Origin of the sequence: Phycicoccus jejuensis (assembly GCF_044797865.1) — a bacterium.
Classification (GTDB): domain Bacteria; phylum Actinomycetota; class Actinomycetes; order Actinomycetales; family Dermatophilaceae; genus Phycicoccus; species Phycicoccus jejuensis.
In genome coordinates, this window is the sequence record NZ_CP085209.1 from 413,816 (window position 1) to 425,673 (window position 11,858).

10 protein-coding genes are annotated in these 11,858 nt (G+C 73.7%); 3 read left to right on the forward strand and 7 right to left on the reverse strand.

All coding sequences use genetic code 11. From position 1 onward, the window contains the following. The first annotated feature begins 69 nt into the window (after window positions 1–69). Complete coding sequence (locus tag LG324_RS01825; RefSeq protein WP_404351323.1) at window positions 70–1,119, forward strand: zinc-binding dehydrogenase; 1,050 nt, start codon at window positions 70–72, stop codon at window positions 1,117–1,119. 117 nt (window positions 1,120–1,236) lie between these two features. On the opposite strand, the gene LG324_RS01830 is transcribed toward LG324_RS01825, so the two are convergent. Together LG324_RS01830 and LG324_RS01835 are read right to left on the reverse strand one after the other, a co-directional pair. Then, window positions 1,237–1,767, reverse strand: coding sequence for a YdeI/OmpD-associated family protein (locus LG324_RS01830; protein ID WP_030527207.1), 531 nt, complete (start codon window positions 1,765–1,767; stop codon window positions 1,237–1,239). A 4-nt stretch (window positions 1,768–1,771) separates the two neighbouring features. Further along, window positions 1,772–2,932, reverse strand: a complete 1,161-nt coding sequence (locus tag LG324_RS01835; protein WP_404351326.1) for a WD40/YVTN/BNR-like repeat-containing protein — start codon at window positions 2,930–2,932, stop codon at window positions 1,772–1,774. A gap of 468 nt (window positions 2,933–3,400) precedes the next feature. On the opposite strand from LG324_RS01835, the gene LG324_RS01840 reads away from it, so the two are divergent. Next, window positions 3,401–4,582 carry an acyl-CoA dehydrogenase family protein gene (locus LG324_RS01840; protein ID WP_404351329.1) on the forward strand — a complete coding sequence of 394 codons (1,182 nt, stop codon included), beginning with the start codon at window positions 3,401–3,403 and terminating at the stop codon, window positions 4,580–4,582. Between the two features lie 125 nt (window positions 4,583–4,707). Here LG324_RS01840 and LG324_RS01845 read toward each other — a convergent pair whose 3' ends face one another. From LG324_RS01845 to LG324_RS01865, 5 genes are all read right to left on the reverse strand, one after another. Then, the gene (locus LG324_RS01845; RefSeq protein WP_404351331.1) at window positions 4,708–5,568 is read right to left on the reverse strand and encodes an aldo/keto reductase; all 861 of its coding nucleotides are present in this window, start codon (window positions 5,566–5,568) and stop codon (window positions 4,708–4,710) included. A gap of 112 nt (window positions 5,569–5,680) precedes the next feature. Beyond that, window positions 5,681–6,499, reverse strand: a complete 819-nt coding sequence (locus tag LG324_RS01850; protein WP_404351334.1) for a ketose-bisphosphate aldolase — start codon at window positions 6,497–6,499, stop codon at window positions 5,681–5,683. After that, window positions 6,496–7,374: an SIS domain-containing protein gene (locus tag LG324_RS01855; RefSeq protein WP_404351336.1), complete on the reverse strand. Its 879-nt coding sequence runs from the start codon at window positions 7,372–7,374 to the stop codon at window positions 6,496–6,498. The genes LG324_RS01850 and LG324_RS01855 overlap by 4 nt, the downstream gene beginning before the upstream one ends. 308 nt (window positions 7,375–7,682) lie before the next feature. Beyond that, a complete protein-coding gene (locus tag LG324_RS01860) occupies window positions 7,683–7,862 on the reverse strand; it encodes a hypothetical protein (RefSeq protein ID WP_404351338.1) in 180 nt (59 codons plus the stop codon). A 130-nt stretch (window positions 7,863–7,992) separates the two neighbouring features. Beyond that, window positions 7,993–8,199: a DUF2945 domain-containing protein gene (locus LG324_RS01865; protein WP_030527200.1), complete on the reverse strand. Its 207-nt coding sequence runs from the start codon at window positions 8,197–8,199 to the stop codon at window positions 7,993–7,995. Window positions 8,200–8,498: 299 nt separating this feature from the next. Here LG324_RS01865 and LG324_RS01870 point away from each other — a divergent pair, with 299 nt between their 5' ends. Beyond that, window positions 8,499–11,798: an ExeM/NucH family extracellular endonuclease gene (locus LG324_RS01870; RefSeq protein ID WP_404351341.1), complete on the forward strand. Its 3,300-nt coding sequence runs from the start codon at window positions 8,499–8,501 to the stop codon at window positions 11,796–11,798. Window positions 11,799–11,858 lie beyond the last annotated feature (60 nt).

Here is an 11,858-nt window from a genome sequence, read left to right on the forward strand (position 1 = left end):
ACGGACGCGCACGCCGGGTGTCCGGACCCCGGTTGGCCGGGACGCGTCCCGAGGGTGTCCACTGGAGGGATGCGAGCCATCCACCTCTTCGGGGCCGGCGACGTCCGCGTCGTCGACGCACCCGACCCCGCCCTGCGCCGTCCCACCGACGCGGTCGTCCGCGTCGTCCGGTCCTGCATCTGCGGCAGCGACCTGCACCCCTTCCACAACGCCGAGCGCGACGAGGCCGGCCACCCCATCGGCCACGAGTTCGTCGGCGTCGTCGAGGAGGTCGGGTCCGAGGTCGCCACCGTGCGCCCCGGTGACTTCGTCATCGCCCCGTTCGTCGTCTCGTGCGGCGTCTGCGAGTTCTGCCGCGCCGGGCTGCAGACGTCGTGCGTCCGCGGCGGCTGGTGGGGCGACACCGAGGGCAGCGGCTCGTCCGGCGGGCAGGGCGAGGCCGTCCTCGTGCCGCTGGCCGACGGCACCCTCGTCCCGGTCCCCGGCATCACCGCCGACACCGACGAGCGGATGCTCGCCTCGCTGCTGACGCTCTCTGACGTCTACGGCACCGGGTGGCACGCCGCGCTGACCGGCGGTGTCTCGCCGGGCAGCACGGTCACGGTCATCGGAGACGGCGCGGTCGGGCTGCTCGCCGTCCTCGCCGCCCGACAGCAGGGCGCCGAGCGCATCGTCCTCATGGGCCGGCACGCGACCCGCACCGACCTCGGGCGCGACTTCGGCGCCACCGATGTCGTCGCCGCCCGCGGCGAGGAGGGCATCGAGGCGGTGCGCGACCTCACGGACGGCGGCAGCCAGGTCGTCCTCGAGTGCGTCGGGATGATGGACGCCTACGAGCAGGCCCTCGGCGTCGTCCGGCCCGGCGGCACCATCAGCCGCGTCGGCGTGCCGCAGTACACCGACGGGCCGGTCGGTCGGGTCCTGTTCAGCCGCAACGTGACCCTGACCGGCGGCGTCGCGCCGACCCGCGCGTACATCGACGAGCTGCTGCCCGGCGTCCTCGACGGCAGCGTCGACCCCGGCCGCGTCTTCGACACCGTTCTGCCCCTCGAGCAGGGCCCCGAGGGCTATGCCGCGATGGACGAGCGGCGCGCCCTCAAGGTGATGCTCCGCCCCTGACCGCCGCGCGCCACCCTCCGGGCGTCGAGTGCGGAAGTGGCTGCCCCGGCAACCACTTCCGCACTCGACCCCGGAGAGGCGGGGTGGTGTGGGAGCGCGGCGTGCAGGGATGCGCGGTCAGGAGGGCTCGGGCAGCTTGCCGCTGCGGGCGACGTCCGGGTCGGTGCACGACGACAGGTCGAAGCAGCACGGCCGGCGCTTGCCGTGGTCGATCTTGTCGATGCTCACGCCGACCCGCTTGGCGCGCGTCTCGGCGCTGCGCGTGGCGCCGACCCAGCGCACCCACTCCCAGCGGGCCATCGGCGTGATGTCCTCCCAGACGTCGCGGATGTGCTGCGGCGCCTCGTCGAGCGCGCCGGCGAGGTCGGCCGGGACCTCGGGCTCGGGCCACGCCTCGGCGACGGCCAGCTCGAGCTCGACCGGCGCATCACCGGCGGTGTCGGGCAGCCGGACCCAGTGGCCACGCCGCCCGTCGGGCTCGACCACCGTCTCGAACGCCTCGCCGTCGAGCGTCCCCGTCACCGCCACCTGACCGCGTGACGGCAGCGCGCGGCTGGCGTCCTCCGGGAGGCGCACGAGCCGGGTCGTGCCGACCGTCTCGGGCGTGCCGGTGAAGCGGACCGTCGTCGTGCCGGTGCTCGTCGTCATGCGCTCATCCTCGCGGCTCGAGGACCTCCACGGCCAGCACCGTCGGCAGGTGACGGGCCACCTCGTCCCAGCTGTCGCCCTCGTCGCGGCTCGCGAACACCGACCCGCTGTTGGTGCCGAAGTACACGCCGGCGGGCTCCTGCCGGTCGCCGCTCATCGCCTGGCGGAGCACCGTGAAGAAGCACGACTCCTGCGGCAGGCCGTCGCGGCGGGCCTCCCACGACCGGCCGCCGTCGCGCGAACGCCACACGGCCGCAGCCGCATCGGGCGGGAAGCGGCCCTCCATGTCGCCGTTGAGCGGCAGCGTCCACACGGTGTCGGCGTCGCGCGGGTGGGCCCAGAGCGGGAAGCCGAAGGTCGACGGCAGGCCCTCGGTGGCGGCCCGCCAGGTCGCGCCGTCGTCGTCGGAGCGCCAGACGCCGTAGTGGTTCTGCTGGTAGAGCACGCCGTCGGAGGCCGCGTGCTCGAGGTGGTGGACGCAGAGGCCGACCTGCCCGTCCGACGGCCCGGCCGGGTGGTCGGCGGGCTCGTCGTGCGCGGCGTCGGCGAGGTCGTTGCGCCGCTCCCACGTGACGCCGCCGTCGGTCGTCGCGAACACGCCCGCCGACGAGATGCCGACCCAGATCCGTTCCGGGTCACGGGGGTCGGCGACGATCGAGTGCAGCACGAGGCCGGCGCCGCCGGGGTTCCAGTCGGGGCGCGAGGGGTGGTCGCTCAGGCCCTTGACCTCGTACCAGGTGCGGCCGTCGTCGTCGCTGGCGAGGAGGACGGCGGGCTTGGTGCCGGCGTAGAGGCGCTCCCCGACGCGGGCGAGCGACCAGACCTGCGAGAAGCCGTCACCGAAGGGGGCCGGTTCCTCGGTCCACCCGATCATCTGCGCGAAGCCGGGGTCGTTCGCGGCCCAGGCGTCCATCTGGCCCGTCGTCAGCTTGGTCAGCTCCCAGGTGTGTCCGGCGTCCTCGGAGCGCCAGACCCCGGCGCCGGACCAGTCACCACCGCCGCCGGCCCACATCGTGCCGGTCGCCGGGTCGCCGACGACGTGGTTGATCGGCCAGCCGTCGCAGTAGGGCCCGCGGACGCTCCAGCCGCCGCGGTCGGCGTCGCCGTCGAGGACGAAGGCGCCCTTGCTCGTCCCCACGAGGAGGTGGATGGGTGCGTCAGGCACGGTCGGCTCCTTCCGCCGAGGTCCCGCCCCGGAGGGTGGTGGGGCGGTGCCGACCAGTGTCCCGAGGACACGGGAGGGCGGCAAGGGTGCGGGCCGGACGGGATCGGTGAGCGCTCATGGAGGGTCCGACCGGCGCCGGCTGCGGAACTCATCGGTCGCGAACCCCGCACGTGCGGGCTTTTCGCGGGCCGGGAGCGTCACGGACAGCGATATCCCCGCACGTGCGGGCTTTTCGCGGTCGCGGAGCGGTGGGGGCAGCGATGACCCGGCACGTGCGGGCTTTTCGTGGTCGGGGGGCGGTGGGGGCGGCGATATCCCCGCACGTGCGGGCTTTTCGTGGACGGAGCGGGGCACAGGGTCGACGGCTCGGGCGCTCGCGGCCCGATCGCGTGCCCGGGCGGGTGATGATCGAGGGGTGCCCCGGGCCACCGACGTCCCGGGGCACGCCGAGCGACGGGAGCGCACCGCATGGACCTGGACCTGACCGACGACGAGCGCGACATCCGGCAGTGGGTGCGGACCTTCGTCGAGAAGGAGGTGATGCCGCTCGAGCAGGACGTCCTCGCCCGCGAGCGGCGCCACGAGCGCGGCCTGCCGGCCGAGGAGCTCGCCCGGCTCCAGGCCACGGCGCGGGAGTCCGGCTTCTTCGGCGTCCTCACCCCCGAGGAGCACGGCGGGATGGGCCTGTCGGCGGTCATGGCCGCCCTCGTCGAGGTCGAGCTGGGCCGTTCGTTCGTGCCCTTCCGGTTCGCCGGCGACGCCGACAACATCCTCTTCCACGCCTCGCCCGAGCAGCAGGAGGCCTACCTGCGCCCGACGATCGAGGGCACGCGCCGCAGCTGCTTCGCCATCACCGAGCCGGGCGCCGGCTCCGACGCGCGCGCCATCCGGACCAAGGCAGAGCGCGACGGCGACGACTGGGTGATCACCGGTGAGAAGACCTTCATCACCGGCGGGCACGAGGCCGACTTCGTCATGGTCTTCGCGGTGACCGACGCCGAGGCCCACCGCGAGGGTCGCACCGGTGAGTCGGTGACCTGCTTCCTCGTCGACCGCGAGCGCGGCTGGACCTCGCACCCCATCGACACGATGGGCGAGTGGGGCCCGGCGGCGCTGACCTTCGACGGGGTGCGCGTGCCGTCCTCGGCGGTGCTCGGCGAGGTCGGCAAGGGGTTCGCGCTCGCGATGCAGTGGATCGGCAAGGGCCGCTACCTGCTGCCGGCGAGGGCGCTCGGCGGGTGCGAGCGGATGGTCGAGATGGGGATGGAGTGGGCACGCAACCGCGTCACCTTCGGGCAGCCGATCGCCGAGCGGCAGGCCATCCAGTGGATGATCGCCGACTCGGCGGTCGACATCGAGGCGCTGCGCTGGCTCGTGCTGTCGGCGGCGTGGCAGGTGGATGCGGGGCGCGACAGCCGGCAGGCGCAGTCGATGGCCAAGCTCTTCGGGGGCGTGCGCGCCAACGAGATCGTCGACCGGATGCTCCAGGTCCACGGCGGGATGGGGTACACCCGCGAGCTGCCGCTCGAGCGCTGGTACCGCGAGCTGCGGCTGCTGCGCATCTACGAGGGCACCGACGAGATCCAGCGTCGGACCATCGCCCGCAACCTCCTCAAGGGGCACGCCAGTGTCCGCGGCCACCTCGGCTGACGCCCCTCCTACCCGCACCACGCGTATCGGGTGACCCGATACGACCGCGCCTCACCCCGGAACCGTTCCGGGGTGAGGCGCAGCGTTGTCGGGTCACCCGATACGCGTGGGACCTGCGAGGGGGGTCAGGAGGCGGAGAGGCGCTCCACCTCGTCGGCGGTCAGGCGCAGGTCGGCGGCCCGGACCGAGTCGGTGATGGACTCGGGCCGCGAGGCGCCGGGGATGGGGATGACGACGTCGGCGAGCGCGAGCTCCCACGCGAGCGCGACCTGGTGCGGGGACACCCCGTGCTCGCGGGCGACCTCGGCGAACGCGCCGTCGTCGTCGCCGAGCCCGGAGGCCTTCTTGATGCCGCCGAGCGGGCTCCACGGCAGGAACGCGATCCCGAGCTCCGCGCAGTGCCGCAGCTCCTCGAGCGAGGAGCGGAACGCCGGCGAGAACTGGTTCTGCACCGACACGAGCCGCCCGCCGAGCACCTCCTGAGCCTCGTCGATCTGCGCGACGGACGCGTTCGAGATGCCCGCCATCCGGATGACGCCCTCGTCGAGGAGGTCGCGGAGCGCACCGACGGATTCGGCGTACGGCACCTCCGGGTCGGGACGGTGGAACTGGTAGAGCCCGATCGCGTCGACGCCGAGGCGCTGCGCCGAGGCCTTCGCCGCCTCCTTGAGGTACTCGGGCCGACCGTCCTGCGTCCACGAGCCGTCGCCGGGGCGCAGGTGCCCGCCCTTGGTCGCGACGAGGATGCCCGAGGCGTCGCCGCTCCACGAGCCGAGCGCCTTCGCGATGAGGGACTCGTTGTGGCCGACCTCGCCGGCGTCGCGGTGGTAGGCGTCGGCGGTGTCGACGAGGGTCACGCCGGCGTCGAGCGCCGCGTGGATGGTGCGCACCGAGCGCTCCTCCTCCGGGCGGCCCTCGATCGACATCGGCATGCCGCCGAGGCCGATCGCACCGACCTGCAGGTCTCCGAGTGCACGCTGCTCCATGTCACCAGCTCCTTCGGTTCGGGGTGGGTGCGCACCGGTCGGGCGCGCACCACGTCACCTCGGGGCCAAGGCGGTCAACGGCGCCGATGTTCCCGCCGCGGAGCTCGGGCTCTCAGCCGTGGAGCAGGCGCAGCAGCCGCGCGACCTCGGCGGCCAGCTCCTCGCGCCCGGGTCCGACGTACTTCCGGGGGTCGACGACCCGGGGGTCGGCGGCGAGGACGTCGCGCACGGCGGCGGTGAAGAGCGCGTTGAGGTGGGTCGAGATGTTGATCTTCGTCATCCCGGCGCTCACGACGGCGGCCAGGCCCGCGTCGTCGAGGCCCGAGGAGCCGTGGAGGACGAGCGGCACGGGGACGGCGGCGGCGATGCGCGCGACGAGGTCGGTGTCGACGGCGGCGTCGCGGGTCGTCATCGCGTGCGAGGTGCCGACGGCGACGGCGAGCGAGTCGACGCCCGTGGCCTCGACGAACGCCGCGGCCTCGGCGGGGTCGGTGCGGACGCCGGGCGCGTGCACCCCGTCCTTGCCGCCGACCTCGCCGAGCTCGGCCTCGACCCGAACACCCGCGGCGTGGCAGTGCTCGACGACCGCGCGGGTCGTCGCCACGTTGTCGTCCCAGGGCAGCCGGGAGCCGTCGAACATCACGCTGTCGACACCGAGCGCGACGGCCTCGTGGACGAGGTCGACGTCCTCGGCGTGGTCGAGGTGCACGACGACCGGCACCGCGGCGCGGCGGGCCAGCGAGAGCGACGCGAGCGTCACCGGCTCGAGCGCCCCGTGGAAGGCCGCGGTGTTCTGGCTGACCTGGAGGACGACCGGCAGGCCGGCCTCCTCGGCTCCGCGGACGATGCCCTCGGCGTGCTCGAGCAGGACGACGTTGAACGCGCCGATGCCGTGGCCGCCGGCGCGGGCCTGCGCGACGGCGTCGGTCATCCGAGCACGACCGAGCGGGTCAACGAGCGCGGGTGGTCGGGGTCGAGCCCGCGCCGCTCGGCGAGGGCGACGGCGAACCGCTGGGCCACGACGAGCGCGGCCATCGGGTCGAGGTCGTGGTGTACGAACCGGGCTCCGGTGGAGGCGACCTCGTCGGCCAGGCCGTCCGGGACCTCGCCGAACGCCCAGACGAGGCGACCGGGCTGCGCGATGGAGACCGGGCCGTGCCGGTAGTCCATCGCGGGGTAGGCCTCGGCCCAGAACTGCGCGGCCTCGCGGGTCTTGAGGGCGGCCTCGGAGGCCAGCCCGACCGTCCAGCCGCGGCCGAGGAAGGTGCACTGGTCGACGTCGAGGAGGCCGTCGACCTCGAGCTCGAGCGCCGCGCGGCAGTCCTCGGTGGCGGCGGCCAGGTCCTCGCCGAGGTGCGCGCGCAGCAGGGCCAGGGCGCTCGTCGCGAACCGGGTCTGGACGACCGACTCCTCGTCGGCGAAGGGCATCCCGACGACCTGGTCGGCGGCCTCGGCGGCCGGGGAGTCCTCGACGGCGGTGAGGAGCGTCGCGGGCGTCCCGTCGAGCGCGGCGAGGAGGTCGACGACCTCGGTCGTCGTGCCGGAGCGCGAGATGGCGACGACGCGGTCGTACCGGCGCCCGGTGGGGAACTCGCTGCCCGCGAAGGCGTCGGTCTCGCCGTGCCCGGACCGCTCGCGCAGCGCCGCGTAGGCCATCGCGACGAACCAGCTCGTGCCGCACCCGACGACCGCGACGCGCTCGCCCTCGCGGGGCAGGCGGTGGGCGACCGTGCCGGCGAGCGTGGCCGCCTCCGTCCAGCAGTCCGGCTGCGAGGCGATCTCGGTGGCGACGTGCGTGGTGGGCATGCGGTGTCCTTCGGCCGGGCGAGGCGGACGAGCGGATGTGCGCGAACGCCTCCTCATTCGATCAGAACCGCTCACACCAGCACAAGCCGACCGAGGGACCGCGCGACACCGGGACGTCCCGATTCGGCATCCCGGACCCTGACTTGGCCCACATATTGCCCATCCGCCACCTCGGAGGGGCCCGGAAGGGCTCCCAGAGGTGGCGGATGGGCAATCAGTCGGGTCGGGGGCGTCGGGAGGAGGGGCTCCCGGGCGGGAAGAAGGGCTCCCGGGCGGGGAGAGGGTCTCCCGGACGCGGCAGGGAGGGGTCAGCCGCCGTTGCTCTTGCGGTTGGCCCAGCGCTCGCCGGCGTCGCCGCCCCAGGCGTCCCACGCGACCCGTCCGGAGCTGGGGTAGCCGTCCGACCCGCGCCGGAAGCCCTCGGCGTCCTTGTCGCCGGCGTGGCGCGAGAAGTAGTCGCGCATCCGCTTGAGGACGTCGGCGCTCACGTCGTCGCCGTCGGCGAGCTGGTGCGCCCGCTTGCGCCCGGTGTCGGTGAAGCCCTTGCCGGCCTTGCCGTCCTCGATCCACCCGACCGCGCGCTTGGCCGCCTTCCGGACGTCCTGCGGCGGGACGGGCTCACGAGTGCTTCTTCAGGGCCGACTCCTTGTGCGCCGCCGTCGCGCCGGTCTTGTCGGACTCGACGATGTAGTACGGGTCGTCGTCGGTCGGCTTGAACTTCTGCCCGTCGTGCTGGAAGTCGGAGGTCTTCTTCTCCTTGACCTTGCCGTGCGTCTCCCCCTGGGAGGTCCCCCACGAGACCTTGTCGCCCTTGCTGTACGCCATCTGCCGCTCCGTCCGCTCGCGTGTCGTCGTGCTCTCGGTCCATCGACCGTAGCCATCGCCATCGACGCATGGACCGGCGCTGACCTGCTGTTTCGCACCTTCGACAGGCGCGCCGCCCCGACGGCGGGGGGACGGCGACCCGGTCTTCGGTGGTCGTCACGAGGCGTTCGCCGACCGTTCACGGATCCGCACCCCGCCCCGGTGGCCGAGGTCGGACCCCGGTGTTAGGTTCGCCGCGCGACGGGAGCCGAGGGGTCGTTGACAGGCCGCCCCCCTCCCGCCCTGACCCAGGAGGATGCATGACCCGGACGCCCCTGCGGCGGCTGCTGACGGGGGTCGCCACGAGCGCCCTCGCGCTCGCCGCCCCGGTCGCCCTGACGCCCACCACGGCGTCGGCCGCCACATCGGACCTCTTCTTCTCGGAGTACGTCGAGGGATCGAGCAACAACAAGGCGGTGGAGGTCTTCAACGGCACCGGCGCCCCGGTCGACCTCGCCGCCGGCCAGTACTCGGTCCAGGTGTTCGCCAACGGATCGTCGTCCGGCAGCGCGCCCATCGCGCTCACCGGCACGGTCGCCGCGGACGACGTGTTCGTCCTCGCGAACACCTCGGCGAACGCGGTGCTCAAGCCCCTCGCCGACCAGCTGTCGGGCAGCGCCAACTGGAACGGCAACGACGCCGTCGTCCTGCGCAAGGGCGACGCCGTCCTCGACGTCATCGGGCAGGTCGGCACCGACCCCGGTGCGGCCGGTTGGGGCTCCGGGGACACGACGACCTTCGACCACACGCTGCGCCGGATGGCCTCCGTCTGCGCCGGCGACACCGACGGCAGCGACGCGTTCGACCCGGCCACGCAGTGGGACGGGTTCGCCCGCGACACCTTCGACGGCCTCGGCACCCACGCGGTGACGGGCTGCGACGGCGGCCCGGTCGAGGACGAGGCCCCCTCCGTCCTCTCGACGACCCCGGCCGACGGCGGCACGGTGACCCCGCGCCAGCGTCTCGGCGTGACGTTCTCCGAGCCGGTCGCCCTCACCGACGGCGCGCTGTCCCTCGCGTGCTCGGCCTCCGGCGACGTCGCCCTCGCGGTCTCCGGCGGACCCACCGACTGGTCGATGGCGCCCGCCTCGCCCCTCGCGGACGGCGAGTCCTGCACCCTGACCGTCGCGGCCGACGGGGTCACCGACCTCGACCAGGTCGACCCGCCCGACACGATGGCCGCCGACGTCACGCGCCGCTTCACGGTCGCGAGCTCGTGCGACGCCGACTTCACGCCGGCCTACGCCATCCAGGGCAGCGGCGCCGAGGCCGCGGTCACCGGCCCCGTCGCGACCGAGGGCGTCGTCGTCGCCGACTACCAGGGCGCCTCCCCCGCCCTGCGCGGCCTCTACGTCCAGGACCTCGAGGGTGACGGCGACCCCGCCACCTCCGACGCCGTCTTCGTGTTCACCGGCAGCGACGACAACGCCTCCGTCGGCGACGTCGTCCACGTCACCGGCACCGCGGGTGAGTTCCAGGGCCAGACCCAGGTCACCGCGAGCAACCTCGAGGTCTGCGGCACCGGCTCGGTCGCCCCGACCGAGGTCGCCCTGCCGATGACGCGCGCCGACGACTTCGAGCGCTACGAGGGCATGCTCGTCACCTTCCCGCAGGAGCTGACCGTCACCGAGCTCTTCCAGCTCGGGCGCTTCGGCCAGGTCACCGTCGCCTCGGGCGGCCGCCTGCAGCAGCCGACCAACGTCGTCGCCCCGGGCCCCGAGGCCAACGCGCTCCAGGCGCAGAACGACCTCAACCGTCTGATCGTCGACGACACGACGCAGGCCCAGAACCCCGACCCGATCGTCTGGGGTCGTGGCGGCCGGCCGCTGAGCGCCGAGAACACCCTGCGCGGCGGCGACACCGTCACCGGCGCCACCGGTGTCCTCACCTACACGTGGGGCGGCAGCTCGGCCAGCCCGAACGCCTACCGCCTGCGGCCGGTGACGGCCGACGGCGCCGGCATCGAGTTCGCGGCCGCGAACCCACGGCCGACCGCCGCCCCGAACGTCGGTGGCGACGTCCAGGTCGTCGGGATGAACCTGCTCAACTACTTCAACACCTTCACCGGGTGCACCGGTGGTGTCAGCGGTGCCTCGCTCGACTGCCGCGGCGCCGAGAACCAGGCCGAGCTCGACCGGCAGACGGCCAAGACCGTCGCGGCGATGACGACCCTCGACGCGGACGTCTTCGGCGTCAACGAGATCGAGAACGACGGCTACGGCCCGGACAGCGCGCTGGCCCACCTCGTCGACCGCCTCAACGCGGCGACGGCTCCCGGCACGTTCGCCTACCTCGACGTCGACGCCCGCACCGGGCAGGTCGACGCCATGGGCGACGACGCCATCAAGGTCGGCGTGGTCTACAAGCCCGGTGCGGTCACCCCCGTCGGCACGACCGCGGCGCTCAACTCCGCCGCGTTCGTCACCGGCGGCGACCCGGCGCCGCGCAACCGCGCCTCGCTCGCGCAGGCGTGGAAGGTCAATGCGACCGGCGGCGTCTTCGTCACCGACGTCAACCACCTCAAGTCCAAGGGCTCGGCCTGCTCGGCCCCGGACACCGGTGACGGTCAGGGCAACTGCGCGGTCGTCCGCACCAACGCGGTGAAGACGCTCCTGCAGTGGCTCGGCACGGACCCGACCGGGACCGGCGACACCGACGTCCTCCTCGTCGGCGACTACAACTCGTACGCCAAGGAGACGCCGATCCGCACCCTCGAGGAGGGCGGCTTCACCAACCTCGTCGAGAAGTTCCAGGGCGAGGACGCCTACTCGTACGTCTTCGACGGGCAGTGGGGCTACCTCGACCAGGCGATGGGGTCGGCCTCGCTCGTCTCCCAGGTCACCGGGGTCGCGGACTACCACATCAACAGCGACGAGCCGTCGGTGCTGGACTACAACACCAACTTCAAGTCGCCGGCCCAGGTCGCGTCGCTCTACGCGCCCGACCAGTACCGCGTCTCCGACCACGACCCGGTCATCGTGGGCCTCAGCCCGCGGGGTCCGCTCGGGGCGACGGCGGCCTTCGCCGACGCCTCCGTCCAGTGCGGTCGCGACAACGCGTCGCTGACGGTGTCGGTGGCCAACGCCGACGACGCGACGACCGTCGTCGTCGACTGGGGTGACGGCACGAGCACGACGCGCGAGAACGCCTCGGGCGACGTGACCCTCGGCCACACCTACCGGACGGCCGGCAAGCACACGGCGACGGTCACCGTCACCGACGCGGCCGGCACCGTGGTGCGCACCAGCGCCGGCGTCGTCGTCGACTACCGCCTCGACGTCCTGCCGCAGGGCACGCTGACCCTGCCGCGCGGGGTCACCGTCCCGGTCATCGCGGCCGTGCGCGACTGCAACGGGCTGCCGGCCCGCGGCATCACCGCGCCGGTCGTCACGCTGACCGGCGCCGACGGCAGCACCGTGTCGAGCACGTCGATGCGGGCCGTCGGCCCGCTGTGGCTCGACACCGTGCGGACCAAGGGCCTGGCCAAGGGCACGTACACGCTGAGCGTGACCGTGCCCGAGACCGGCCAGTCCGAGTCCTCGACGCTGCGCCTGCGCTGAGCCGCCGAGGGGCCTGACGGGGCCCGGCACGACGGACCCCCGGGTCGCCACGCAGGTGGC